The 26,072-nt window shown below is 63.6% G+C and carries 24 protein-coding genes; 17 read left to right on the forward strand and 7 right to left on the reverse strand.

What is annotated here, in order from left to right:
* Positions 1 to 22: 22 nt before the first annotated feature.
* Positions 23 to 1,000, reverse strand: coding sequence for a LysR family transcriptional regulator (locus LRP30_RS12010; RefSeq protein ID WP_128935156.1), 978 nt, complete (start codon positions 998 to 1,000; stop codon positions 23 to 25).
* Between the two features lie 209 nt (positions 1,001 to 1,209).
* On the opposite strand from LRP30_RS12010, the gene LRP30_RS12015 reads away from it, so the two are divergent.
* From LRP30_RS12015 to LRP30_RS12025, 3 genes are read left to right on the forward strand one after another with little or no spacing between them, the layout of a single operon-like run.
* Complete coding sequence (locus LRP30_RS12015) at positions 1,210 to 2,430, forward strand: ABC transporter substrate-binding protein (RefSeq protein WP_249760433.1); 1,221 nt, start codon at positions 1,210 to 1,212, stop codon at positions 2,428 to 2,430.
* A 23-nt stretch (positions 2,431 to 2,453) separates the two neighbouring features.
* Positions 2,454 to 3,134 (forward strand): nitroreductase, encoded by a 681-nt coding sequence (locus LRP30_RS12020; RefSeq protein ID WP_249760434.1) that lies wholly within the window; start codon positions 2,454 to 2,456, stop codon positions 3,132 to 3,134.
* Between the two features lie 24 nt (positions 3,135 to 3,158).
* Positions 3,159 to 3,701 carry a DUF4863 family protein gene (locus LRP30_RS12025; protein ID WP_091891737.1) on the forward strand — a complete coding sequence of 181 codons (543 nt, stop codon included), beginning with the start codon at positions 3,159 to 3,161 and terminating at the stop codon, positions 3,699 to 3,701.
* Between the two features lie 190 nt (positions 3,702 to 3,891).
* On the opposite strand, the gene LRP30_RS12030 is transcribed toward LRP30_RS12025, so the two are convergent.
* The 3 genes from LRP30_RS12030 to LRP30_RS12040 form a co-directional block, all read right to left on the reverse strand.
* Positions 3,892 to 4,467, reverse strand: coding sequence for a hypothetical protein (locus LRP30_RS12030; RefSeq protein ID WP_249760435.1), 576 nt, complete (start codon positions 4,465 to 4,467; stop codon positions 3,892 to 3,894).
* Positions 4,468 to 4,502: 35 nt separating this feature from the next.
* Positions 4,503 to 5,675 carry a TAXI family TRAP transporter solute-binding subunit gene (locus tag LRP30_RS12035; protein ID WP_249760436.1) on the reverse strand — a complete coding sequence of 391 codons (1,173 nt, stop codon included), beginning with the start codon at positions 5,673 to 5,675 and terminating at the stop codon, positions 4,503 to 4,505.
* A gap of 186 nt (positions 5,676 to 5,861) precedes the next feature.
* Positions 5,862 to 6,548: a GntR family transcriptional regulator gene (locus LRP30_RS12040; RefSeq protein WP_128935151.1), complete on the reverse strand. Its 687-nt coding sequence runs from the start codon at positions 6,546 to 6,548 to the stop codon at positions 5,862 to 5,864.
* 176 nt (positions 6,549 to 6,724) lie between these two features.
* On the opposite strand from LRP30_RS12040, the gene LRP30_RS12045 reads away from it, so the two are divergent.
* The 4 genes from LRP30_RS12045 (at position 6,725) to LRP30_RS12060 (ending at position 11,639) form a co-directional block, all read left to right on the forward strand.
* Positions 6,725 to 8,443 carry an IlvD/Edd family dehydratase gene (locus LRP30_RS12045; RefSeq protein ID WP_249760437.1) on the forward strand — a complete coding sequence of 573 codons (1,719 nt, stop codon included), beginning with the start codon at positions 6,725 to 6,727 and terminating at the stop codon, positions 8,441 to 8,443.
* Between the two features lie 61 nt (positions 8,444 to 8,504).
* Complete coding sequence (locus tag LRP30_RS12050; protein ID WP_249760438.1) at positions 8,505 to 9,512, forward strand: TRAP transporter substrate-binding protein; 1,008 nt, start codon at positions 8,505 to 8,507, stop codon at positions 9,510 to 9,512.
* A 211-nt stretch (positions 9,513 to 9,723) separates the two neighbouring features.
* Positions 9,724 to 10,302, forward strand: coding sequence for a TRAP transporter small permease (locus LRP30_RS12055; protein ID WP_249760439.1), 579 nt, complete (start codon positions 9,724 to 9,726; stop codon positions 10,300 to 10,302).
* Entirely contained in the window at positions 10,299 to 11,639 is a 1,341-nt protein-coding gene (locus LRP30_RS12060) for a TRAP transporter large permease (protein WP_249760440.1), read from the forward strand. The genes LRP30_RS12055 and LRP30_RS12060 overlap by 4 nt, the downstream gene beginning before the upstream one ends.
* Positions 11,640 to 11,656: 17 nt before the next feature.
* Here LRP30_RS12060 and LRP30_RS12065 read toward each other — a convergent pair whose 3' ends face one another.
* The gene (locus LRP30_RS12065) at positions 11,657 to 12,451 is read right to left on the reverse strand and encodes an enoyl-CoA hydratase-related protein (RefSeq protein ID WP_249760441.1); all 795 of its coding nucleotides are present in this window, start codon (positions 12,449 to 12,451) and stop codon (positions 11,657 to 11,659) included.
* Positions 12,452 to 12,679: 228 nt separating this feature from the next.
* Between LRP30_RS12065 and LRP30_RS12070 the strand changes: the two genes are divergently transcribed.
* Positions 12,680 to 13,900: an FAD-dependent oxidoreductase gene (locus tag LRP30_RS12070; protein ID WP_249760442.1), complete on the forward strand. Its 1,221-nt coding sequence runs from the start codon at positions 12,680 to 12,682 to the stop codon at positions 13,898 to 13,900.
* A 167-nt stretch (positions 13,901 to 14,067) separates the two neighbouring features.
* Here LRP30_RS12070 and rbsK read toward each other — a convergent pair whose 3' ends face one another.
* Both rbsK and LRP30_RS12080 read right to left on the reverse strand, forming a co-directional pair.
* Entirely contained in the window at positions 14,068 to 14,976 is a 909-nt protein-coding gene (gene rbsK / locus LRP30_RS12075) for a ribokinase (RefSeq protein ID WP_249760443.1), read from the reverse strand.
* 18 nt (positions 14,977 to 14,994) lie between these two features.
* On the reverse strand, positions 14,995 to 15,888 hold the full coding sequence (locus LRP30_RS12080; protein WP_128935144.1) for a sugar kinase: 894 nt from the start codon (positions 15,886 to 15,888) through the stop codon (positions 14,995 to 14,997).
* A 219-nt stretch (positions 15,889 to 16,107) separates the two neighbouring features.
* Between LRP30_RS12080 and LRP30_RS12085 the strand changes: the two genes are divergently transcribed.
* The 9 genes from LRP30_RS12085 (at position 16,108) to LRP30_RS12125 (ending at position 26,063) form a co-directional block, all read left to right on the forward strand.
* Positions 16,108 to 16,956, forward strand: a complete 849-nt coding sequence (locus LRP30_RS12085) for a VOC family protein (protein ID WP_249760444.1) — start codon at positions 16,108 to 16,110, stop codon at positions 16,954 to 16,956.
* Positions 16,957 to 17,198: 242 nt separating this feature from the next.
* A complete protein-coding gene (locus LRP30_RS12090) occupies positions 17,199 to 17,906 on the forward strand; it encodes a TetR/AcrR family transcriptional regulator (RefSeq protein WP_208753078.1) in 708 nt (235 codons plus the stop codon).
* A 451-nt stretch (positions 17,907 to 18,357) separates the two neighbouring features.
* Positions 18,358 to 19,167 (forward strand): ABC transporter permease, encoded by an 810-nt coding sequence (locus LRP30_RS12095; protein WP_091891646.1) that lies wholly within the window; start codon positions 18,358 to 18,360, stop codon positions 19,165 to 19,167.
* A 74-nt stretch (positions 19,168 to 19,241) separates the two neighbouring features.
* On the forward strand, positions 19,242 to 20,234 hold the full coding sequence (locus LRP30_RS12100; RefSeq protein ID WP_249760445.1) for an ABC transporter substrate-binding protein: 993 nt from the start codon (positions 19,242 to 19,244) through the stop codon (positions 20,232 to 20,234).
* Between the two features lie 14 nt (positions 20,235 to 20,248).
* Positions 20,249 to 21,079 carry an ABC transporter ATP-binding protein gene (locus tag LRP30_RS12105; protein ID WP_128937502.1) on the forward strand — a complete coding sequence of 277 codons (831 nt, stop codon included), beginning with the start codon at positions 20,249 to 20,251 and terminating at the stop codon, positions 21,077 to 21,079.
* A 204-nt stretch (positions 21,080 to 21,283) separates the two neighbouring features.
* A complete protein-coding gene (locus LRP30_RS12110; RefSeq protein ID WP_249760446.1) occupies positions 21,284 to 22,681 on the forward strand; it encodes a hypothetical protein in 1,398 nt (465 codons plus the stop codon).
* Positions 22,678 to 23,829 carry a Gfo/Idh/MocA family oxidoreductase gene (locus LRP30_RS12115; RefSeq protein WP_249760447.1) on the forward strand — a complete coding sequence of 384 codons (1,152 nt, stop codon included), beginning with the start codon at positions 22,678 to 22,680 and terminating at the stop codon, positions 23,827 to 23,829. The genes LRP30_RS12110 and LRP30_RS12115 overlap by 4 nt, the downstream gene beginning before the upstream one ends.
* A 165-nt stretch (positions 23,830 to 23,994) precedes the next feature.
* Complete coding sequence (locus tag LRP30_RS12120; protein WP_249760448.1) at positions 23,995 to 25,200, forward strand: dihydrodipicolinate synthase family protein; 1,206 nt, start codon at positions 23,995 to 23,997, stop codon at positions 25,198 to 25,200.
* Positions 25,200 to 26,063, forward strand: a complete 864-nt coding sequence (locus LRP30_RS12125) for a sugar phosphate isomerase/epimerase family protein (RefSeq protein WP_249760449.1) — start codon at positions 25,200 to 25,202, stop codon at positions 26,061 to 26,063. Before LRP30_RS12120 ends, LRP30_RS12125 begins: the two co-directional genes overlap by 1 nt.
* Positions 26,064 to 26,072 lie beyond the last annotated feature (9 nt).

Consider the following 26,072-nt stretch of genomic DNA (forward strand, 5'->3'; position numbering starts at 1 on the left):
GCATACCGCCGCACGCTTCATCCTAGTCTCCGCGTCTGAGGTTCTCAGCAGCGCGTCTAAGGACGTCATGGAGCCATTCGTGCGAGGGTTCGCCGTCGACGCGCTCGTGCCATAGTAGCCGGACCTCCAGCGGAGTCGCTGTGTAGGGAAGCTCGTAGATCGCGATCGGGTAGTTTTGCTCCAGTGTTTGCGCGAGCGGGCGCGGGACGATAGCTGCCAGTTCGGAATCCCGAATCAGCGCTGGGACCGCGAGAAAATGCGGCAATGACACCGCCATCCGCGGCGGCCGGTCGCTCTCGGCGAGCGCCCGCTCGAGCGCATCGCGGTCGTACATCTCAGAGCGCCGCGCCAGGCCGCGCTCGGAGATGAAGCCGCCGATCGCGCCCTCCTGCTCTCCACCGAAGGAGACCACCACCAGCGGCAGCCGTGCAAGCATCGCCTTGTCCAGCCGACCAAGCTTGCGCTTTTTGCCGACAATCAGCACGTCGTCATATTCGAATAGCAGCGACGTGCGGAAACGACTCGGCGGGAGCGAGAAGACGCCGATCGCAACGTCGATGCGACCGAGGTCGATCTGCTCGGCAAGGTCGATCCGCGTGACCGGCTTGATCGTCAGGTCAATGTGGGGCGCCTCGCGCCCGAGTATCTTCAAGAGAGGCGACGCCAGCACCATCGTGGCAAAGTCATTGGCAGCCAGCGTAAACTGCTTGGTTGACGTCGCAGGAACGAAGGTCGGCAGTTCCACAGCTGCCTCGAGCACGCGTAGCGCCTCGCGAATTTGGGGGGCCATCGTCAAGGCCCGCGCCGTCGGTTGCATACCCGCGGCCGTGCGCACGAACAGCTCATCTTCCAGCATCTCTCGAAGCCGGGCGAGCGAGTGGCTTACGGCGGACTGGCTGAGCGCGACTTTCTGGCTGGCGCGCAATACGCTCCTTTCCTCCATGACGGCGTCGAACACTTTGAGCAGATTCAGGTCCAATGTCTTGAATGAAACCGACACGATGAGGATCCAGTTGATGGCTGACGGCGCGCCGCGACGGCGACCAGTTAAGGTCAGGGGCGCCGTAGATGCAACCGGTGCAAACGATCGAACCAAGCCTTGAGTCCCGGGCAAACTGAAGGAGGTTCAGGATCAATCTGCAAGAGTTTCACTTCCGCAAGAGACCGATCCCGGCATTATTCAATCGCTGTGTTCGGAGGAGGTGAGCGATGCGATCGACCGCGACGACAGGTACCGGTAAGGCGGTTGTTGCGACGTTGATTTCGCTGATGCTCACGACCGCCGCGATTGCCGACGAGGCACCGATCAAGCTCGGGGTGCTGACCGACATGTCCTCGCTTTATGCCGACAATGGCGGGCAAGGGTCAGTGGTCGCGGCGCAAATGGCCGTTGACGATTTCAAGGGCAGGGTTTTGGGGCGTCCCGTCCAGATCATTGCCGGCGACCACCAGAACAAGGCTGACGTAGGATCGGTGATTGCACGGCGCTGGATCGAGAACGAGGGTGTCGAGGTGATTCTCGATGTCCCCAATTCGGCCGTCGCGTTGGCTGTACAAGGCATTACCCGTGACAAGAAGAAGCTGTTTCTCGCCACTGGCGCCGCCACTTCGCGCCTCACCGGCGACGAATGCTCGCTGACCGGCATTCACTGGACCTACGATACCTTTGCTTTGTCGCAGGGCACAACCAAAGCGATCGCGCGCCTTGGCGCAAGGACCTGGTTCTTCCTCTCCGCCGATTATTCGCTGGGCGCACAGCTCGAGGCCGATAGCCGCCGGGTCATCGGCGCGACCGGTGGCAAGGTCTTGGGCGCGGTCAAGCATCCTATCAACACGCCGGATTTCTCCTCCTTCCTGCTGCAAGCGCAATCTTCGAAGGCGGATGTGATCGCACTGGCCGATGCTGGCGGTGATTTCATCAACGCGGTCAAGCAGGCCGGCGAGTTCGGGATCACGCGCGGGCAAAAGCTTGCCGGACTGATCGTTTTCATCGCGGACATTCACAGTCTGGGATTGCAGAGTGCTCAAGGCTTGATGCTCAGCTCGGCATTCTACTGGGATATGAACGACGACACGCGTGCATGGTCGAAGCGCTTCATCGAGAAGACCCGGAAGGTCCCGACCATGATCCATGCCGGCACTTACGGCGCGGTGATGCACTATCTCAAGGCGGCCGAAGCGGCGGGCACTCTCGATGGACCTGCCGTTGCCGCCAAGATGCGCGAGATGCCGGTGAATGATTTCATGACGAAGAATGGCCGGATCCGGGAAGACGGCAGATTGATCCGGGACATGTATCTCTTCCGGGTCAAGTCACCGCAGGAATCGAAACATAAGTTCGACTACTATGAGCTGCTCGCGACCATTCCCGGAGAAGAGGCCTTCAGGCCGATGGAGGACGGAGGATGTCCGCTCCTGAAGAAGCCGTGATGGCTGGAGATGAGGCGCGTATCGTGGCGCCGAGCCCGATCGACGCGATCCTGACCGGCCGGTTTGCATGCCGCCAGTTCTGCAACGCTCCGGTCGCCCGACGAACGATCGAGCAGATCCTCCGTGTCGCGCGATTCGCGCCCAGCGGTGCGAACATCCAGCCCTGGCACGTCTACGTGCTGACAGGCGAGGTCAAGGGCAAGGTGTCGGCGGCGCTGCTGGAGGCGCACGAGACCTCCCGTGACGAACACGTCTCGGAGTACAAATACTACGCCACCGATTTACCCGGTCTGTATCTCAAACGGCGGCAGGAGTTCGGCCGGCTGTTCTATGGCTCGCTCGGCATTCATCAAGCCGATTCAGAGGGGAGGAGCAGACAGACCGCGAAGAATTACACATTCTTCGGTGCGCCCGTGGGATTGATCGTGACCATCGACCGTCGCCTGGAAGTCGGTAGCTGGCTCGACCTCGGAATGTTCGTGCAGAACATAATGCTCGCGGCGGCAGGACGCGGGCTTCAATCGTGCCCGCAGGAAACGTTCGCAAAATACCATCGAATCCTGCGCCCACTGCTGTCGATTCCGGCAGAGCAAATGGTGGTGTGCGGCATCTCGGTCGGCAAGGCCAAGCTTCAGGGGCAGGACAGATTGATGCCGCGGGCGGACATCGATGAGTTCGCGACGTTCCTTGGTTTCGAAGATTGAAGGTTGGTCGAAGAGGAGATCACGATGCAAAGCCGAGAAGAACTGATCCAGTGCAGCATTCCGTTTCTTCGGGAGGTCAAGGACATGACCCCGGGAGCTGAGATGGAGCGTTGGCTCAACGAGACATATGGGGAAGAGAGCGCGCTCTATCAGGATCTCGCTCGCCTGATCAAGGTCGGGGTCGAGGAAGGATGGGCCGCAAACCAGGAAGTTGACGGCCCAAACTACCGGCGCAGCCGCATCCTTGAGCCGACGGCCGATACGTTCCAGTTCAGCATCACTGCTGTGTACATGAACAGCGCCGATCCGCGCCGCTTCAAGGACGAGGATGACCACGACGTGTTGCGGGGACAATATCACGGCCATCCCTACGGCGAGCTCAACCTTGTGGTGCCCTTGAACAAGGGCGCGGAGTTGAAGGGATTACAGGGTTGGCAGGGGGCCGGCTGGACGGCGCCTGATCCAGGCAGCAGACACTATCCTGAAGTCAGGGGCGGCGCGGTCATTGCACTGTTCTATCTGCCGGCTGGGCGCATCTCATACGATTTCAAGGCGCCGGCCGGATGATTGCGCGACGCGAAGCGCTCGGGTGCGCTCTCGTCAATTCCTGACAATTGCTGCGGCCGGGCAAGCGCCCGGCTTGCGGCTCAAGGCGGGCAATTGTCGTCGATCACCGCATGTCCGCGGGTGCCGCGCGCAGATCGTCCGTGACGTGTTCGAACAAGCGGGCCCCTTTGATCGCACGAGCTGTCGCACGTCATTTTGCAACGCGTGCTTCCTGTTTCTTGGTCACATGCCACAGCACCACATGGTAGTGCGGCACATCCACGCCGGGGTGACCCGCGTTGAAGTAGAGGCTGACGTGGTCAACTGGTGCCGCGGACCCAGCCCCCTCCAATGACTTGTGATCGTCGATGTCCTTGTTCGGGACCATGTACACGGTCGCCACCAAGCGATCCCTGCGATCGAAGCACAGGAACGGCCCCAGCGGCAAAGTGTCGGGCTTGACGAAGATGACGCCGAGGCCCGGAAAGAATTTCGGGAAGTTCACGAGATCGCTGACCCGCTTATATCCGTTTTTTTCGGCGACCTTCCGCTGATTTGGCGGCCGACGAACGACTTCGGGCTTCTCTTCGTGCTTCCTGTGCGCCTTGCTGCTTCGGTGAGGGGCTGTCCTGGTTTGATCGACCTTGGCGGCCGGCGGCGCGGTGGCTGGCGCGAGCGTCTGCGGCGCTGGCGGAAAGAAGGGAGCAAATTGGGCGGCAGGACGCCTTACGTCGGCGATCAAGGCGAGCAACGCAACCAGGGCTGCCTTCATAAGCGCGTTGCGCATCGACATCTCCCCGAGATTTGCCTACCAAATTTTGCTCACTTATCCGGATTGCGTTCTCGCCAGCGCAGGAAGTCCCGGAACAATTCTTCGCGGTCTGGCGGATTAGCGGTTGGCTTTCCCTCGAGGAACCGGCCGAACGCCTTGCGAAGCGCGGCCTCGCCCCCGGATTGCTGCTGGAGCCAGCGCTCTGCCGGTCGGAATCGTTGCCAACCCGGGAGCAGCGCGGCCAGGTTCACCTCGCGCCATTTGGGGTGATGTGCGTCGCCGAGAAATTCGGGAAAGCGCGCGAACAATGTCTGGACGAAGAATTCCAGCAACCGAAATCGCTCGTTGCCGCTTGGCCAGTTGTAGGCGAAGAGAGCGGATTTGATCGCGATCGTGTCGACACTTGCTTCGGCCGCGATGATGTTCGGGTAGTCCTGATGGCGAAGCGTCGATGGTAGATAGTCTTGTTGTAGCAGCTCTTTGGAGTAGGGGATGGGCAGGAGGTGAATATCATCGAGCTGCGAGACCTGCGTCAGGAAGCTGAGCGGTTTTCCTGAGACCAACAGAGCGGCGGAGAGATCTCCCTTCCTCAGACCATCCAGCGCGGCCTCCGGTCCCAAGTTCGACTCGCTGACCTTGACGCCCAGACGGTTCAACACTTCGCGGCCGAGTATGGCGCCGGCACTGCCGTCGTCCCCGAGATTGACCCTCTTTCCCGACAGCTCCGACAGACTTCTGATCTCGAGCCGCGCGAGAAGATGGAACTCTTCGATATGGAGCGGGGCAATGTAGGTCAGCTTGTCAGAGATATCTCCGAAGGTCCTCGTCTCCCGGAGCCGGTCGACCAGGACGACGGGCGCGATCGCCACGTCGGCACCTGCGAGGGTGAGCACATCAAGGACGTTGCGGATACCGCCGTTTCCTACGATGGGCAGGACCCGCAAGGCGACCTCGCCACGAGGGCCGGTCTCTTGGCCGCCGGCGAGCGTGGTTGCAATGTCCTGAGCGATCGCGAATTCAGTGCATTGCGGTGTGCCGGTTACGAATCCCACCGTATACGGATCCGCAGACCGTCCCGTTTCCTTCCGCGGGGTGCTTTCTTTTCGCAGAGCTTTCCCGGTTTCACTCGGAGACGCGGGCAGCCGCTTTTGTGCGAGGGACTCCTGGACCTGTCCGCCGAGCCAGGCCGCTGCAATCAACGCGATGAACAAACCGGCCCGCATTGCTGCGCAGACCCTCATTGTTCAAATAGCCGGCCCTCCCTTGGGCCGACATGCTCTGATCGATCGTCACCCGGCTACGTCCAAAGCATGACGGGCGAATGAAGCTCGCTCGAGCCTTCCAACGCGCCGGGGCTTGCGACGTTCCGGGGAGCGAATAAGGCTCGTTTCGTGGCGGGAAGCCCCCACCTAGAGCCCGGCCTTATCCTCAGCGATGCGCTTGAGATAATCCGACTTGCTGAACTGCATGTGGTCGACACACAGCTGCGCCAACGCCCAGCTGTCGCGTCCCTTGAGCAGCTCGATCATCAGCTCGTGCTGGCGTCGCGATTGTGCAAGACCCTCGCGGTCGGCGAGATTCTTTGCGCGCATCGGCAGCGTCAGGTTCATGTAGTGCTGGAGCGAGCGCACCAGATAGGGATTGCCGCAGGCCGAGAATAGCGCAAGGTGGAAGGCGTCGTTGGCCTCGTGAATGCCGCGCAGATCCTGCACATCCGCCTTCGCGCAATATTGCCGTTGCAGCGCGGAGAGTTCGTCGATCAGGGCTTGCGGCGCGGGCAGGGAGATCATCAGCGCGGCCTGCCGCGTCAGCATCTCCCGGACCTCGTAGATCTGCCGGACTTCCTCCGCCGAGTAGAACCTTACGGTGGCGCCGACGTTCTTCTCGCGGCGGACGATACCGCGCCGCTCGGCTTCCACCAGCGCCTGACGCACGAAGTGCCTGGAGGTGCCGTAGCGCGACATCAGCGCGTCCTCGGTGAGGCGCGCGCCCGGTGCGAGGCGGCCGAAGATGATGTCCTCTTCCAGGCGAGCGACGACGTCGTCCGGATCGTCGCGCCGGACCGGCATGCTGTCTGCAGTGCGAATGTCGGACATGCCCTCAGCCTCCCGGCGGTTGGCCGGTTTGTCCTGTGGAGCAGGGGAAGCCTGGATTGTCAATAATTTGTGCCGCAAGGGATGCCAAAAGCCAGAAAGTGCGACAATATTGGCCAATCTTATTGACAATCGAGGGGCAGGCTGTACCACAATGGCAAGGTGAATGGAGTGGCACGATGACGAGTGGTTTGCGCAAGGGTCTGACGAGCTATGGCGATGCCGGCTTCTCGCTGTTCCTGCGCAAGGCGTTCATCAAGGCCATGGGCTATTCCGACGACGCGCTGGAGCGCCCGATCGTCGGCATCACCAACACCTATAGCGACTACAATCCCTGCCACGGCAACGTCCCGCAGATCATCGAAGCCGCCAAGCGCGGTGTGATGCTGTCGGGCGCCATGCCGTTCGTGTTCCCCACCATCTCGATTGCCGAGAGCTTTGCGCATCCGACCTCGATGTACTTGCGCAATCTGATGGCGATGGACACCGAGGAGATGATCCGCGCCCAGCCGATGGATGCGGTCATCGTGATCGGCGGCTGCGACAAGACGCTGCCAGCGCAGGTGATGGCGGCGATCAGCGCCGATTTGCCGACGGTGGTCATTCCAGTCGGCCCCATGGTGGTCGGCCATCACAGGGGTGAAGTGCTGGGCGCCTGCACCGACTGCCGCCGGCTGTGGGCAAAATATCGCGCCGGCGACATGGACGATGCCGAGATCGAAGCGGTGAACGGGCGCCTCGCGCCGTCGGTCGGCACCTGCATGGTGATGGGCACGGCCTCGACCATGGCCTGCATGATCGAGGCAATGGGCCTGTCGTTGCCGATGAGCGCGACGATCCCGGCGCCGCATGCCGAGCGTTTCCGTCTGGCGGAGGCGAGCGGCAAGGTGGCCGCTGAGATGGCGAAGACCAAGGGGCCGAAGCCGAGCGAGTTGCTGACGCCGACGTCCTTCAGGAACGCGCAGGTCGTGCTTCAGGCGATCGGCGGCTCGACCAACGGCCTGATCCATCTGACCGCGATGGCGCATCGCTCGCCGCACCGGCTCGATCTCGAAGTGTTCGACCAGATCGGCCGCGAGGTGCCGGTGCTGGTCGATCTCAAGCCGTCCGGCGAACATTACATGGAGCATTTCCATCACGCCGGTGGCGTGCCGAAATTGCTGGCGCAGCTCGGTGATCTCGTCGACCTCGACGCCAGGACCATCACCGGCCAGACCCTGCGCGATATCGTGGCGAATTCAGAGGACGTGCCCGGCCAGGACGCGATCCGTCCACGCGACAATCCGATCAAGACGGAAGGCGGTCTTGCCGTCTTGCACGGCAATCTCGCGCCGCGCGGTGCGGTGATCAAGCAGTCGGCCGCGAGTCCAAAACTGCTGCAGCATACCGGGCGCGCGGTGGTGTTCGAATCCGTCGAGGATATGACCCTGCGCGTCGACGATCCCGATCTCGACGTGAACTCCGACGACGTGCTGGTGTTGCGCAATGCCGGCCCTAAGGGTGCGCCGGGCATGCCCGAGGCGGGCTATCTGCCGATCCCGAAGAAGCTGGCGCGCGGCGGCACCAAGGACATGGTGCGCATTTCGGATGCGCGCATGAGCGGCACCGCGTTCGGCACCATCGTGCTGCACATCACACCGGAATCCGCCGTCGGCGGGCCGCTGGCGCTGGTGCGGAACGGCGACATGATCCGCCTCGATGTGGCCAAGCGCAGCATCGAGCTGCTGGTCGATGCGGCCGAGCTGGAGCGGCGGCGCGCCGCGTTGAAGCCAGCCGCAGCGCCCGAGCAGGCAAAGCGCGGCTACGCCTGGCTGTTCAACGAGACCATCATGCAGGCCGACGAGGGCTGCGACTTCGATTTCATGCAAGGGACTGGGAAGAAGACCGAGAAGGGCTGATCAAGACTCGAACGAGCGCTCAGACCGCACAAGCGGCGGGCGATAAAACAGGGGGGAAACGATGATTGCGCGATCCATGCCAAGATTCTTACATGGGTTGGCGGCCATGGCCGCCGTGCTGTTCGTCACGGAGGCCGGGGCACAGGAGGTGAAGCATTATCGCTTCGCCTATGACCAGCCCCGCAACACCGGCTATTCCATCGCGGGCGACCTCTTTGCCGAGAAGCTCAAGGAATTGAGCAAAGGCACCATGATCATCGACCAGTATCCGGGCGCGCAGCTCGGGCAGGAGCCGCAGGTGCTCCAGCTCGTGAAAGCCGGAGACGTCGAATTCTCGATCATCTCATCGGCCAACACCGCGACGATCTCGCCGCAGGCCGGCGTGATGTCGCTGCATTATTTGTTCCGCGATGAGAACCACGTGATCAAGGGGCTGTCCGATCCCCGCGTGTTCGAAGCGCTCAGGACCATGATCGACGAGACCACGCAGGGCCTGCACGTCATCGCGACGGGATCGCAGGGCGTGCGCCATATGTACTCCAAGAAAGAGATCCACAACGTCGGCGACGTCAAGAACCTGAAGGTCCGGGTGCAGGCGACCGCGACCGAGGACACCATGTTCCCCGCCTATGGCGCCCAGACCGTGCACATGCCGTTCGGCAGCGTCTACACAAGCTTGCAAACCGGCGTGGTCGACGCCGCCGAGAACAGCATCAACGTCTACCTCGTCAACAAGCATTACGAGGTCGCGCCCGTCCTCAACATCACCGAGCACGAGGCCAACAACGCGCTGGTGTTCGTCTCCGACAAGCTCTGGCAGAGCCTGTCGGCCGAGCAGAAGGGGTGGGTGCAGACGGCGGCCAACGAGATCAGCACCAAGGAGCCGGCGAAAGCGTTCGAGCTTGAGCGAACCGCGGCTGAGAAGCTGAAGAAGATGGGCGTCAAGCTCGTCCAGGACGTCGACAAGAAGAGCTTTACGGCGATCGCCGATCCCTATCTCGACAAGCTCGCCAAGGAGCTTGGCCCGCATGCCGAGAAGATCAAGGATTTGATCCGGTCGATTAATTGACGTGGTGCCGGAAGTCGGTGCGCTCCCTCTCCCGCTTGCGGGAGAGGGTAGGGGGAGAGGGTGTCTCCTCGGAGAGACTCCCAATGAGGCGAGAGCCCTCACCCGGCGCTCCGCGCCGACCTCTCCCGCAAGCGGGAGAGGTTCAGACAACCCACAGCCACCGACTCAACTAAATCGTTCCGCACCACGTCGGAACGACGGGGGACATTGAATGGCCATCGCCGACAAACTGCTCGTTCAACGCCAACGCCACCTGAAATGGCGCGCGCTCGACTGGCTCGAACTTGCGCTGATGATCCTCTGCGGCTTGCTGTGCTTTGGCTTCTCACTGTCGGTGACCGCCGACATCATCACCCGCACCATCGGCCATCCCTGGCTGTGGCTGCAGGAGGTGACGTCGACGCTGTTCATCTACGCGATCTTCATCGGCACGGCGGCCGCGACCCGGCGCAACGACCACCTCTATCTCACCGCGATCTCCGAGGCGATGCACGGCACCTCGCGGCTCATCGTCGAGGTGATCATCCGCCTCGTCGTGCTCGGCGTCGCCTTCTGCCTGATCTGGTACGGCTACCAGAATTATCTGCGCGGCTTCGGCAGCTTTCGTCTGCCGTCGGGCACGCCGATCGCCTCGCTCTATGCGATCATTCCACTGTCGGGCGTGCTGATCGCCCTGTTCACCATCGAGCAGCTCGTCAACGGCCTGCGCAACGGCTTTGACCATCCGGAGCCGCCCGAGGAGGATGGAACGCCCGTCATCACCGACGCACAGATGAGGGCGCAGCCGTGAGCGCACCCATCGTCCTGGCCTTGATGACGGTCTGCTTCCTGTCCTTCGGCTATCTCGGCGTGCCGGTGCCGTTTTCGCTGATGGCCGGCGTCTTCATCGGCGCGCTCCTGTCGGACGTGTCGCTCGCCGCGATCATCCAGAAGATCTTTGACGGCGTCGATTCCGAGGCGCTGCTGGCGATCCCGTTCTTCCTCCTGGTCGGCGAGCTCATGAGCTCGGCCAATGTGGTGGTGCGAATAGCCAACCTCTCGGTATCGCTGGTCGGGCATATCAGGGGCGGGCTGTCGCAGGTCGTGGTCGTCTTCAGCATGTTCTTCTCGGAGATGTCGGGCTCGACCACCGCCGACGTCGCCGTGATGAGCCGCGCGCTGGGCGGGCCGATGAAACGCGAGGGCTACGAGCCCGCCTTCATCGCCGCGATCATCGCCTCCGCATCCACGATTGCGGCGCTGGTGCCGCCGAGCATCACCGCGGTGGTCTATGGCGCGGTTGGCAACGTCTCGATCGCCGGCCTGTTCATGGCGGGCGTGGTGCCGGGCCTGATGATCGGCTTCGGCCTGATGATCTACTGCTACTTCTTCGGCCCCTCCGGCTTGCGCAAGCCGCGCGCGCCGCTGCGACAGGTGGTGTTCGCCGCCGGCGATGCCGCCCTGCCGCTGATGATCCCCGTGATCCTGCTCGGCGGCATCCTGACCGGCTGGTTCACACCGACGGAAGCCGGCGTCGTCGCCGTGGTCTGGATCGTCCTGGTCGTGATCCCCGCGCTCAATCGCGGGCACTTCAGGAAAATCCCTTATGATTTCTGCCTCGCGGGCCTGATCTTCTCGCTGCCGCTGATCACGATCGGCGCCGCCAACGCCTTCGGCTGGATGCTCGCCTATTTGCGCGGGGCGACCTACATCGCCGAGTGGATCACCTCGATCGCCGGGAACGACCCGCATTTGATCATGCTGTTGATGGTGCTACTTTTCACCATCGTCGGTGACTTCATCGAGCCGGTGCCGACCATCATCATCTTCATGCCGCTGGTCAACGCGCTGACGGAGGCCGGCGAGATCAACGCCGTGCACATGGGTGTGGTGCTGATCGCGACGCTCGCCTTCGGCCTGATCACGCCGCCTTATGGGCTGGTGCTGCTGATGGCGTCGAAATTCGTCGGCATCAGTTTTGCCAAGGCCTTGCGGGCAGCCTTGCCGATCTCTCTGGTGTTCCTGGCGACCATCGCGTTTGCGATCTATTTCCCGAGCGTGGTGCTGTGGCTGCCGCGGCACGTGCTCCCGGAGTCGGTCGGCTGCTTCAAGTCGCCGGCCGGCACGGGCTATATCTGTCCGCAGTAGGCCTGCTCGAGTGAACGCTACTTGCCCTTGCTGGTGAACTTCTTCACGGCGGTGCGGAACGCCTCCGTGTTCATTGCCATGATGATCTTGTGCTCCTCGGCATCTAACTGCTGCTTCACCGGCGTGGTCGCGGCCTGGTAGACCAGCGACTTTGTGCCGGCGATCGCCGCCGGTGGGTTCTGCGCCAGCCGTTCGGCGAGTTGCCGCGTCGCCGCCTTCAGCTCCGCGGCAGGAACGACTTTGGCGACCAGACCCCAGTCGTGGGCGTGCTGCGCGGTAAAATTATCCTCGGCCAGGAAGATCTGCAGCGCGCGGCGGGAGCCGACCGTGCCGACGATGCCGACCGTCGAGCCGCCATCCGGCGACACGCCGATCTTGGCATAGGCCGGCGTGAACTTGGCGTCGTCTGCGGCGATGCAGAGATCGGTGACGAAAGCGAGCCCCATGCCGGCGCCGGCGGCCGAACCGTGCACGCTGGACAGCGAGATCTTTGGCATACGGCGGAGGATCTCGATGAAGGCGTGATAGTGCTTGAGCAGTTCGCCGACGACAGGTGTTACCGTGCCCGCTTCGGCGGCAGCACCGATCGTCTGCAAATCGCCGCCGGCGCTGAAGGCGCGGCCTTCACCCTCGAGGACGACGACGCGGATGCTGTCGTCGCCTTCGATTTGGGATGCGAGCTGTTCGAGCCTCTGCGCGATGGCGAGGTTGATGGAATTGAACGCGGCGGGGCGGTTGAGCGTGATGGTCGCGATCGGGCCATCGATCCGCAGCAGGGCAGGATCATCGGGCTGGGAGACGGGAGCTGGCATCTTGAAATCCCCGGCAAGAGGTTCGTTGCTGCAACTAAATCGCAGAAGGCGAGGGGTGACAATCCCCGTCCGCCGCTCTTGCGTTGGGCGGAACGATAGGCTCAAATGGGCCCGCCTTCGCCAAGGGACGGACACGAGCGCCGGCTCCTCGTAAGGCCAGCAAATCAAAATCAGCGAGAGAGGAGACGACATGGGTCACGCTCGTGTCTCCGGAAGTGGGCTGTTGCAATGACGGATGGTCCGGTGATCATTGTCGGTGCCGGCCATGGCGGCTACCAGGTCGCGGCATCCCTGCGCCAGGCGGGCTTTTCGCAGCGCATCTGCCTGATCAATGACGAGGCGCATCTGCCTTATCAGCGGCCGCCGCTGTCCAAGGCCTACATCAAGGGTTCGGCCGGGCCGGAGAGCCTGATGTTCCGCCCCGAGAAGTTTTACCACGACCAGACCATCGAGCTGATCGCCGGCCGCGCTGTGTCGATCGACCGGGCGGGGCGCAAGCTGCATCTCGCCTCGGGCGAGGCGCTGCCCTACGGCCACCTCGTGCTGGCCACGGGCGCGCGCAACCGACTGCTCGACCTGCCCAACGCCAATCTGCCCGACGTGAAATACTTGCGCATCCTCGACGAGAGCGAGGCACTGCGCCAGATCATCCCGTCGAAGACACGTGTCGTGGTGATCGGCGCCGGCTTCATCGGCCTCGAATTCGCCGCCACCGCGCGGATCAAGGGCCTCGAGGTCGACGTGCTCGAGCTCGCCCCGCGCGTGATGGCGCGCGCGGTGACGGCTGAGGTCTCGGAGTATTTTCAGGCGCGGCATCGCGAGGCCGGCATCCGCATTCATCTCGGTGTGCAGGCAACCAGCATCGAGGCGGAGGGCGGCAAGGTCACCGGCGTCTCCTTGAGCGACGGACGGCATCTGCCCGCCGATCTCGTCGTGGTCGGCGTCGGCGTGCTGCCGAACATCGAGCTTGCCGCAGAGGCGGGGCTGCCGGTTGCCGCCGGCATCATCGTCGACGAATATCTTGCGACGGCTGATCCCAATATCTCCGCGATCGGTGATTGCGCGCTGTTCGCAAGCCCGCGCTTCGGCGGCTCGCTGCGGCTGGAATCGGTGCAGAACGCCACCGATCACGCCCGCTGCCTCGCGGCGCGGCTGACCGGCGACCGAAGGCCCTATGACGGCCATCCCTGGTTCTGGAGCGACCAGGGCGAGGACAAGCTCCAGATCGCCGGTCTCACCACCGGCTATGACCGCGTCGTGCTGCGCGGCGATCCCGCCAAGAAGGCGTTCTCGGCGTTCTGCTACCACGGCGACAAGCTGCTCGGCATCGAATCGATCAACCGCGCCGGCGACCACATGTTCGGCCGCCGCTTGCAGGCCATGGATCGCTCGATCACGCCGGAGCAGGCCGCCGATGAGAGTTTTGACCTGAAGAGCGCGCTGGCTTGAGTCTCTTCTCCCTCGCCCCGCTTGCGGGGAGAGGGTCGGGGTGAGGGGGACTTTCCGCGGGGACGGTGATAGCTGGGCTCGCGGAGATTCCACCCCACCCGGATTGCATCTTCGATGCAATCCGACCTCTCCCCGCAAGCGGGGCGAGGTGATGAAAGCGCTCCGTCTTACAAGACCGCAGCGACTTCCTTCGCCGTCGGCATCGACGGCCCCGCGCCCATCCGCTGGACGCTGATCGAAGCGGCGGCGTTGGCAAAGGTGAGCGCGTCGCGCAAGGCCGTGCCATCGGCGAGGCGCGCCGCAAGCGCGCCGACGAAGCAGTCGCCGGCGCCTGTGGTGTCGACCGCCTGCACCGCGCGCCCCGGCACCGAAATCTCCTCGCGCCCCGCCAGTGCGAGCACGCCGCGCCTGCCGAGCGTAACGCAGATGGTCTGGTCCGGCCGCGCCTGAAGCTGCCGTGCCACCTCGATGATCCGCGCGGCCTCGTCGCCGTCGGAGAGCTCGGTGCCGGCGAGGAAGCCGAGCTCGGTCTCGTTCAGCACGAGGATGTCGACCAGCGCGAGCAACTCGCCGGGCATGCTTTGCGCCGGCGCCGGGTTGAGCAGCGTCATGGCTCCGGCGGCGCGTGCCCGCTGGAAGAACGCGGCAATCGCCGGCAGGGGAATTTCGAACTGGCTGACCGCGACGTCGCCGTCCAGCAGCGGCACGACGCTGACGTCATCGGCGTCGACCAATGCATTGGCGCCGGGGATGACGACGATGGTGTTGTCGGCCTCCGCCACCGTGATGATGGCCGTGCCGGTGTGCGCAGCGGTCGTCTCCTGGAGATAGCCGAGATCGATGCCCTGACTGCGCAGGAAAACCTTAAGCTCAGCTCCGAAGGAATCCTTCCCCAGCCGCCCGATCAGCGTGGTCCTTGCACCGAGCCGCGACGCTGCCACCGCCTGGTTCGCGCCCTTGCCGCCCGGGAAATACAGCACCTGGCGGCCGGCGATGGTCTCGCCGACCTTGGGATGGCGATCGGCCGTCGCCACTACATCCATGTTGATGCTTCCGGCGACGAAGACGCGCCCCATGACACACCCTTCCGAACGCTAGACCCTGACCTCGAATTCGTGCCTGACCTTGGCGATGTCGACGAGCGTCGGCAGGCCGGCCTCGTTGCCGAGGCGCTGGATCTTGTAGGTCGATGCGGCGCGGGCAAAATCAAAATGCTCGCGCCAGCTTTTGCCGGGATGGGCGAGGTAGGAATAGACATAGGCGCCGTGGAAGACGTCGCCGGCGCCGTTGGTGTCGATCACGCGCTCGCGCGGGATCGGCATCGCCGGCATCACCTGCACCGTCCCGGTCTCGTCATACCAGAACAGGCCCTTCTCGCCCATGGTGACGCCGCCGATCTTGCAGCCGCGGCTCTTGAGGTAATCGAGCATTTTCTCCGGCGTCAGGTCCATCTGCTCGCACAGCCGCTCGGCGACGATCGCGACGTCGATATATTCCAGCAGCTCGTGGGTGTTGGTGCGCAGCCCGCCGCCGTCGAGCGAGGTCAAGATGCCGGCCTCGCGGCACACCTTGGCATAGTGGATCGCCGCATCCGGCTGGTGGCCGTCGACGTGCAGCGCGCGGCAGCCACCGAGATTGAGCATCGGGAACGGATGGATGTGCTCGTCGTCGCGGCAACGGACGATGGCACGCTTGCCGTCCTTGGGCATAATGAAGGAGAGCGAGGACTGCTTCACCTTCCGCGCGTGCAGCGAGATCGCGTATTTCGCGCACATGTCCTGGAACATGCGCCCCAGCCAGTCATTAGCGGCGGTTGCGATGAGATCGGGCACGATGCCGAGCTTGGCGCAGCAGAACGCCGCCGTCACCGCGTTGCCGCCGAAGGAAACCGCGTAGTCCGAAGCCACGTGCTTCTCGTCGCCGGTCGGCATGTGGTCGGTGATGAAGACGACGTCGATATAAGTCTGTCCGATGAAGAGAGCCTGCATTGCTTGTCCGTGATGCGCTTGTGGTCCCGGCCGGCACGCCTACTCTAACACCGGTTCCGCCGAGGGATCGCTGAAAATATTCGCAAGACTGCCGCCCGAAGCGCTTGAGGTCAGCATGGTGGGGGAATACGACCATGACAGGGAAATGCCAAGCCCGGTCAAACGCCGTTTTTCGGCCTTGGTTCCGGGTCGACAAGGGGCGGTCAAAAAGGGGGGAAGATGATCACCGGCCTCGATCACGTCGTCGCTCTGGTCAGGGATATCGGTGCGGCCAAGGCGGCCTATCAGACGCTGCTCGCCCGCGCGCCGGCCTGGCAGAATTCCGGCGAGGGCGCTGACCGGGTGCTGTTCACCCTCGACAACATGACGATCGAATTGATGGCGCCGAGCGGCTTCAGCGTCAGCGCCGACCGCATGCGCGCGCTGCTCGACGACCAGGAGGGCGTGCTCGCCAGCCTGTGCTTTCGTGTCGCAGACATGAGCAAGATGCACCGCCGGCTGGAGCGCGTGGCATTGAGGCCGGATCCGGTCGCGGAGGTCGAAAGCAGCGATGCCGCATCCGATGCGGTGCTGCACTGGAAGCGCACGCGTGCCGCCACGGAGCTCACGCGCGGCGTGCGCATGTTCTTCCTCGAGCTCGCCGACGAGCGGCCCAAGTCGATCGCGACCGACATCGCACCGATCGACGCGCTCGATCACGTCGTGATCACGACGGAGGATTCCGAGCGCGCCGCCGCGCTCTATGGCGCGCGGCTCGGGCTCGATCTGGCGCTCGACCGCTCCCACCAGGATTGGGGCCAGCTGATGTTCTTCCGCTGCGGCGATCTCATCGTCGAGGTGGTGCGCCGCCCGGTGGCGGGCGGCGATCCCGCGCACGACCGGCTCTGGGGCCTGAGCTGGCGCGTCGCCGACATCGACGCCACCCGCGCCCGCCTGATCGCTGGCGGCCTCGACGTCTCGGAGGTCCGCAACGGCCGCAAGCCGGGCACGAGGGTGATGACAGTGCGGAACGGCACCTGCGGCATCCAGACCGTGCTGCTGGAGCGCTCGCCGAAGCCGGTGGAGTAGGGAGCCGGTCTTTCCGTCGTCATTGTGCGGATGCGACGAAGACTCCCGTAGGGTGGGCAAAGCGGAGCGTGCCCACGTTTTGGCGACTTGATGAGAAGACGTGGGCACGGCGCAAACGCGCCTTTGCCCACCCTACGAAGCTGGCCTGCTTAGCTTCCGCCGTCGCCCTCGCAACGACGAAACTATGCGGCGGCCCGGCCGCGTGTTACATGCATACCGGCAGCACCCAGCGAGCAACCGGTTTGGCGAAGGCAAAGCGAACTCTGAAATGGCAGCGCGACCCCGAGGGGATGCGGCTGCGCATTCTCGAAGCCGCCAAGCAGGAATTCTCCGCCCATGGCCTCGCCGGCGCGCGCGTCGACCGCATCGCCGCCAAGGCCGGCGCCAACAAGCGCATGCTGTATTACCACGTCGGCAACAAGGACGAGCTCTATCTCGCCGTGCTCGAAGGCGCCTATGACAAGATCCGCAGCGAGGAGCGGGGGCTCGACCTCGAACATCTCGACCCGCCCGAGGCCATCCGGCGGCTGATCGAGTTCACCTGGAATTACTTCCTGCGCAATCCCGAATTCCTGTCGCTGCTGCAGACCGAGAACCTCGCGCGTGCAAAGCACCTGAAGAAGTCGACCAAGGTCAAGTCGATGCACTCGCCCTTCGTTGAGATGATCCGCACCGTGGTGCGGCGCGGCGTCGACAGTGGCGATTTCCAGGTCGCGGTCGATCCGGTGCAGCTCTACATCTCGATCGCGGGACTCTGCTTCTTCTACCTCTCCAACTCGGCGACGCTCAGCGTGATCTTCGGCCGCGATCTGCTCGCCAAGGACGCCAAGGACGAGCGCCTCGCACACATGGTCGGCCTCGTGCTCGCCGCCCTGACGGGGCAGTCCGCCGCGCTGTTCGAGCTCGCCAAGGCGCCGAAGTCGCGCGCGAGTGTGGTGCAGACGGTTTAGCGCTGCGGTTCGCGCGCTGGTCGACGTCGCGCCAGCTGTTTCCTCAATCTCCGCCGTCATTGCCCGCGCAGGCGGGCAATCCCGTATTCCAGAGGCGGTTGAGATTGAACCGATAAGCCGCGGCGTACTGGATTCCCCGCCTTCGCGGGGAATGACACCGAGAGTGCGGCGCGAATATGCCTCCTCATCGTCGTCCCGGCGGAGGCCGGGACCCATACCGCGTGAACTCTCGGCTGTGTTTAGTGCCAATCCCGAACGACCAGCCTTCGCCAAATTTCCCCCTTGTGGCTATGGGTCCCGGCCTTCGCCGGGACGACACTGCTGGTTTGGCGAGCTGCATGATCCCAAACGCCCGGAACCCGCCGCAAAACGTCACAGGGAAAGGGCTGGACAGTATTTATCCAACGGGTTAATTTCTCCCCGCAACGAACAAGAATGCCGGGAGTGAGACGTGGCTGAGTTGAAGCCGCAGAGTGCGGTGTCCAAGATGCTGAATGCGGCCTGGGTTCGGCCGTTTTTGTTCTTGGTCTTCATCGTGGTTGCTTGGGATCTCGCGATCCGGCTGTTCAAGATTCCCGCCTACCAGATCCCGTCGCCGGCCGATGTCGTCGCGGTGCTGCGCACCGAATGGCCGGAGCTCTTGCGCCAGTCATGGCCGACCACTTATGCGACCGTGTGCGGCTTCCTGCTATCGGCGCTGTTCGGGATTCCCGTCGCGATGCTGATCGCGGGCTCGAAGACGGTGGAGAGCTACGTTTATCCGCTGCTGGTGTTCTCGCAGTCCGTGCCGAAGATCGCGATCGCGCCGTTGTTCGTGGTGTGGTTCGGCTTCGGTATCATCCCGAAGGTGATCTCGGCCTTCCTGCTCGGCTTCTTTCCCGTGGTGGTGTCGGCCGTGCAGGGCTTCAAATCGGTCGATCCTGATATGGTCGATCTCGCCCGCGCCATGCAGGGCAGCCGCTTTCAGGTGTTCCGCGCGGTGAACCTGCCGCATGCGCTGCCGGCGATCTTCTCCGGCCTCAAAGTCTCCGTGACCCTTGCCGTGGTCGGCGCCGTCGTGGGCGAGTTCGTCGGCTCCAATTCCGGCATCGGCTACGTGATGCAGCGCTCGATCGGCACCTTCGACCTGCCGACGATGTTTGCGGCCCTCGTGATCCTGGCGCTGCTCGGCGTGGTCCTGTTCTGGGTCGTGGACCGCATCGAGAAGCTGATCATCCCCTGGCACGTCAGCCAGCGCGAAGACGTGATTTTCGCCTCTTAAATATTTTCAGGCTCTGAAGTGAAGCAACGAGCGGCCGCCAACGGTCGACGCAATAAGGGCAAGGGAGAGTGACAATGAAGCGGTGGATAGGAGTCGTCTCGGCGACGCTGATGGTGCTTGCGGCGATGCCGGCGCAGGCGGCCGACAAGGTCGTGCTGATGCTGAACTGGTACGTCTATGGCGAGCACGCGCCGTTCTATTACGGCAAGGCCAAGGGCATCTACGCGGCCGAGGGCATCGATCTCGAGATCCAGGAAGGCCGCGGCTCGGCTGCGACAACGCAAGCCGTCGCCGCCAAGACTGCGGATTTTGGTTATGTCGACGTTCCCACCATGATGCGCGCCGCGATCAAGGGCGCGCCGGTGGTCGCGACCGGCGTGCTGCTCCAGACCAGCCCGATGTCCGCGATGGGCTTCGTCGACAAGAACATTAGGAAGCCGGAGGACATCAAGGGCAAGACGGTGGCGATCACGCCGGCCGATTCCATGACCCAGATCTGGCCGTTGTTCCTGAAGAAGACCGGCCTGAAGGAGAGCGACTTCAAAACAGTCGCCGGAGACGGCCAGACCAAGCTCAACGCCGTCATCAATGGCCAGGCTGATCTCCTGCTCGGCTACGTCATGGACCAGTCGATGAAGATCAAGGACGCCACCGGCAAGGACGTCTATCCGATCAAGTTCGCCGACTACGGCATCAACATGGTTTCGTCAGGCATCATCGCCAACACCGACTATGTGAAGGCCAATGCCGATCTGGTCCGCCGCTTCATGTCGGCGACGACCAAGGCGGTCGAAGCCGCCGAGAAGGAGCCGAAGGCCGCGGCGCAGTCGATCCTCGATGCCAACCCGAAGGGCGGCAAGATCGATACGCTGACCCAGGGTTTTGAGCTGACCATCCCGCTCTACCGGACCGCGGAGACCAAGAGCAAGCGGCCGTTCCAGGTCACCGACCAGAACATGACCGAGACCGTCAATCTGCTGGTCGAATATGGCGGCCTCGACGCCAAGGCCAAGGAGAACCCGAAGGCGTTCTACACCAACGATTATCTGCCGAAGAGTGGCTCGTGAAATCAGCGACCGTAATGAGCGAAACCGTGCAGCCGGCCGCGCATCTGAGACTGGTGAGCGACCGGGCTGCCGGCGATGCGTCGGGCATCAAGCTGTCCGGCGTGTCAAAAACCTACCGGACGCGCGACGGCGATGTGCCGTCGCTACGGCCGCTCGATTTCCACATCAACGACGGCGAGTTCTTCGTCGTGGTCGGCCCAAGCGGCTGCGGCAAGTCCACGCTGCTCAAGCTGATCTCGGGATTGCTGCCGCCGACCACGGGCGAGGTCCTGGTCGAGGGCGAGAAGGTGACGAAGCCGCACGGCAATGTCGGCATCGTGTTCCAGAACGCGTTGCTGCTGCCCTGGCGCAACATCCTCAACAACGTGATGCTGCCGATCGACATGAAGCGGCTGCCGCGGCAGCAATATCTCGATCGCGCCAAGTCGCTGCTGAAGCTGGTCGGGCTCGAAGGCTTCGAGAAGAAGCTGCCTTGGCAGCTCTCCGGCGGCATGCAGCAGCGCGCCTCGATCTGCCGCGCGCTGGTGCACGATCCCAAGATCATGCTGATGGACGAGCCGTTCGGCGCACTCGATGCGCTGACGCGCGAACGCATGAACGTCGAGCTGATGCGGATCCAGCGCGAGACCAAGAAAACGGTGCTGTTGATCACGCATTCGATTCCGGAGGCGGTGTTCCTCGCCGACCGCGTGCTGGTCATGACCGAGCGTCCCGGCGCGGTCGCCGCGATCTACGACGTGCCGCTGCCGCGCCCGCGCTCGCTCGACGTGATGGCTGACCCGGTGTTCACCGAGCTCGTGCAGCGCATCCGCAAGCATTTCTTCTCACAAGGTGCATTGGACTAAGGGCAATGCGATTTAGTCGGGCTGTAACCGCGGCGACGGCGCGCTCCCTCCCCCGCCTGCGGGGGAGGGTTGGGGAGAGGATGTCTCCGCAGCGGGAAACCCCCAAGAGGAGAGAACCCTCACCCGGCGCTGCGCGCCGACCTCTCCCGCAAGCGGGAGAGGTGCACCGCGCCCGCGGCCACACCTCCGGAGCCAAGTAGCACCATGGCGCCGCGCCTGAAGTTGCGAGACATCGCCTTCTTCGAACGTCCCGTGCAGTTTGCGCGGCCGTTCCGCTTTGGCGCGATTACCATCAACGCGACGCCGCAGCTGTTCGTGCGCGTCGAGATCGAGGTCGAGGGCAGGGGCGTTGCGGTCGGCGCCAGTGCCGAGCTGCTGGTGCCAAAGTGGTTCGACAAGCGGCCGGAGCTGTCGCCGGCGCAGACGGTCGATGGCCTGCGTCGCTCGCTCCAGATCGCACGCGGTCTTTATCTGGCGCGGACTGGATATCTGACGGCGTTCGATCTGCATGCCGCGTGCATCGGTGCGCAGGTTGCGACTTGTGCGAAGAAGAACATTCCCGCGCTTGCAGCGGCTTATGGTCCAGCCGAGATCGACAAGGCGATCCTCGATGCGCTGCTGCGCGCTGCCGAGACCAGCTTTTTCGACGGGATGGCCGCTAACATCGCGGGCATCGATGCGCGGCTGTCGCCTGACCTGAGCGAGAGGGACATCAGGACGTTTCTCTCCGGCCGGACGCGGCTGGAGCGTGTTGCCATCAGGCATACCGTCGGACTTGATGATGCGGTGGAAGGTGAGGGCGGTGTTGCCGATCCCCGCGAGAACGCCGGTGCTCGCTATTTCAAGCTCAAGCTCTCGGGAGATCCCGCAGTCGATGCGGCGCGGCTGGCGCGGATCGGCAAGGAGCTCGAGACGTTGGGACTTGATTACAAGGTGACGCTCGACGCCAACGAGCAATACGCCGATCTCGCGGCGCTGCAGGCGCTGATGGCTCGGCTCGATCATGACGCCGCGTTGCGGCCGATCGCCAAGCGCCTGCTCTATGTCGAGCAGCCGATGCCGCGCGACATCACAAGGCAGTCGCCGCTGGGCTCGCTGGCCACACGTGGCTTCATCATCGACGAAGCGGATGATTCCTATGACGCCTTCCGGGCAGCGCGGGCGCTCGGCTATCGCGGCATCTCCTCGAAATCCTGCAAGGGCCTCTACAAGTCCATCGTCAATGCCATGCGCGCGACGAAATGGAGCGCGGAAGGCGAGACGTTCTTCGTGACCGGTGAGGATTTGACCTGTCAGGCAGGCCTTGCCGTGCAGCAGGACCTCGCGCTCGGCGCCTTCATCGGCGTCACCCACGCGGAGCGCAACGGCCATCACTATGTCGACGGTTTTGGCGACACGCCGGCCGCGGAAGCGCAAGCCTTCGCCGCCGCGCATCCCGATCTCTATGCCGATGCCGGGCAGGGCATCCGGCTGTCCATTCACGACGGCGATCTCCTGACGGGATCGCTTCATGCTGCGGGCTTCGCCACCTCGGTCCATCCGGATTGGTCGGCGCTCCGCCCGCTCGAACAGCCAAAATCACTTCAGGAGCAATTGTCATGACCACTCAGCGCCTCGGCCTCATCATGAACGGCATCACCGGCCGCATGGGGCTCAACCAGCATCTGATCCGCTCGATCGTCGCGATCCGCGAGCAGGGCGGCGTCGGCTTGAAGAACGGCGACCGCGTCATGCCCGATCCGATCCTGGTCGGCCGCAGCGCCGAGAAGGTCGAGGCGCTCGCCAAGCGCTACAACATCACGCGCTGGACCACTGATCTGGATGCCGCACTCGCCGACAAGAACGACACCATGTTCTTCGACGCAGCGACCACGCAGGCCCGACCCGGCCTCCTGACCCAGGCGATCAATGCCGGCAAGCACGTCTATTGCGAGAAGCCGATCGCGACGAATTTCGAGGAAGCCGTCGAGGTCGTGAAGCTCGCCAATGCCAAGGGCGTCAAGCACGGCACGGTGCAGGACAAGCTGTTCCTGCCCGGCCTGAAGAAGATCGCCTTCCTGCGCGACTCCGGCTTCTTCGGCCGCATCCTCTCGGTGCGCGGCGAGTTCGGCTATTGGGTGTTCGAAGGCGGCTGGCAGGAGGCGCAGCGGCCGTCCTGGAATTACCGCGACGAGGATGGCGGCGGCATCATTTTGGACATGGTCTGCCACTGGCGCTATGTGCTCGACAACCTGTTCGGAGAAGTCGAGAGCGTGAGCTGCATCGGCAACACCGATATTCCCGAGCGCTACGACGAGCAGGGCAAGAAATACAAGGCGACCGCGGACGACTCGGCTTACGCGACGTTCCAGCTCAAGGGCGGTGTCATCGCCCACATCAACATGTCCTGGGTGACGCGGGTCTATCGCGACGACCTCGTCACCTTCCAGGTCGACGGCACGCTGGGCTCGGCGGTCGCAGGGCTCTCCGACTGCATGATCCAGACGCGGCAGGCGACGCCCCGTCCGGTGTGGAATCCCGACGAGAAGCGGCTGCACGATTTCTACGGCGACTGGCAGAAGATGCCCGACAACGTCACCTACGACAACGGTTTCAAGGAGCAGTGGGAGATGTTCATCCGTCACGTCTACGAGGATGCGCCCTACAAGTTCACGCTGCTCGAAGGCGCCAAGGGCGTGCAGCTCGCCGAATGCGCGCTGAAGAGCTGGAAGGAGCGGCGCTGGATCGACGTCGCCCCGATCAAGGCCTGAGGTCTATTGGATAAGCCCCGATGTCTACTAAGCCGTCATTGCGAGGAGCCCGCGACAAAATTGCGAAGCAATTTTGCGCTGGCGACGAAGCAATCCAGATTGTTGCCGCGGAGGCATCCTGGATTGCTTCGCTTCGCTCGCAATGATGAGGAGTGGTTCGAAGTCATGAACAAGCCCGTCCAGCCCAAGCCTGTCCCTTCAATGTCGTCATTGTCGCTAAGATTGCCGAAGGCCGACCGGTCGATCGAGACCTATCGGCTCGCGGCCTCGCGCACGTTCCCCGCAAAGCTCGAGGGGCCGCTCAACCGCATCGCCTTCTCGGCCGTGCACACGGTGGCCGATCCCTTCGCGGACAATGATCCCTGGCTTTCGGTCGCTGTCGACTGGGACAAGACCATCGCCTTCCGCGAGCACGTCTGGGACCTCGGCCTTGGCGTCGCCGAAGCGATGGATACCGCGCAGCGCGGCATGGGGCTGGACTGGCCGACCTCGCTGGAGCTGATCACGCGATCGGTGTCTGCCGCAAAGCGCCGCAACGCGCTGGTGTTCTCCGGAGCCGGCACGGACCACCTCGCAGTCGAGGATGCCAAGAGCCTCGACGACGTGATCCGCGCTTATGAGGAGCAGATCTCGGCAGTCGAGAAGGTCGGCGGCCGCATCATCCTGATGGCCTCGCGTGCGCTCGCCAAACTCGGCCGCAACGCCGACGACTACGCAAAGGTCTACGACCGCGTGCTGTCGCAGGTTCGGGAGCCCGTGATCATCCACTGGCTCGGCGACATGTTCGATCCGGCGCTGACGGGATATTGGGGCACCAAGGATCTCGACAAGGCGATGGATACGGCCGTGGCCATCATCAACGGCAACGCCGCCAACGTTGACGGCGTCAAGGTGTCGCTGCTCGACAAGCAGCGTGAGATCGACATGCGCCGTCGCCTGGACAAGCGCATCAAGATGTACACCGGCGACGATTTCAACTATGCAGAGCTGATCGCCGGCGACGATCAAGGCTTTTCGCATGCGCTGCTCGGGATCTTCGATGCGATCGCGCCGGCAGCCTCCTACGCGCTGTCGCGGCTGGCAGCCGGCGACGAAGCCGGCTTCCATGACGTGCTGGGGCCGACCGTGCCGTTGTCGCGCCATATCTTCAAGGCGCCGACGCGCTTCTACAAGACGGGCGTGGTGTTCATGGCGTATCTCAACGGTCACCAGGACCACTTCACCATGGTCGGCGGCCAGGAGAGCGCGCGCTCGATGTTGCATCTGGCCGAGTTGTTCCGTCTGGCCGATCAGGCCGGCCTGCTCGCCAATCCAGAACTGGCGACACAGCGGATGAAGACTGTGCTGGCCTCGCACGGACTGGAAGACTGATGCGCGATTTTTCGTCCGACCATCGCTGGCTGTCGCTGAACACGGCGACGGTCCGCAAGCAGGGTGACCTCGTCGAGATCATTGAAGCTTGTGGCAGGCAAGGCATCCGCGCCATCGATCCCTGGCGCGACCAGGTTGCCGCCGTCGGTCTCGACCGTGCCGCACGCGCGGTGCGCGATGCCGGTCTCGATCTCTCAGGCTATTGCCGCGGCGGTATGTTTACTTCGGATGCGTCGCGTCGGAGCGAAGTGCGCGACGACAACCGCCGCTGCGTCGATGAAGCCAAGGCGCTCGGCGCGCCCTGCATCGTGCTTGTCGTCGGCGGCCTGCCGCAATATTCGCGGCCGGGCAGCGAGGCGTCGAAGGACATCGCCGCAGCGCGGGGGCAGGTCGAGGAAGCGCTCGCCGAGATGCTCGACTACGCCAGACAGGCAGACCTGCCGCTGGCGATTGAGCCGTTGCATCCGGCCTATGCAGCCGACCGCGCCTGCGTGAACACCACAAAACAGGCGCTCGACATCTGCGACCGGCTCGACCCCGGCCGCAGCGGCATGCTCGGCGTCGCGCTCGACGTCTATCACATCTGGTGGGACCCGGAGCTGATGGGGCAGATCGCGCGCGCCGGCCAAGATCGCCTGCTCGCCTTCCACGTCTGCGATTGGATGGTGCCGACCAAGGACATCCTCAACGACCGCGGCATGATGGGCGACGGCGTCATCGACATCAAATCGGTGCGTCAAGCGGTCGAAGCGCAGGGCTTTGCCGGCTATTCGGAGATCGAAATCTTCTCCAATGACTGGTGGGCCAAGCCGATGGACGAGGTGCTGCGCACCTGCATCGCGCGGCATAAGACGGTGGTGTAAAGCGTTTTC

Origin of the sequence: Bradyrhizobium sp. C-145, from assembly GCF_023375135.1 — a bacterium.
GTDB classification, from domain to species: Bacteria; Pseudomonadota; Alphaproteobacteria; order Rhizobiales; family Xanthobacteraceae; genus Bradyrhizobium; species Bradyrhizobium zhanjiangense.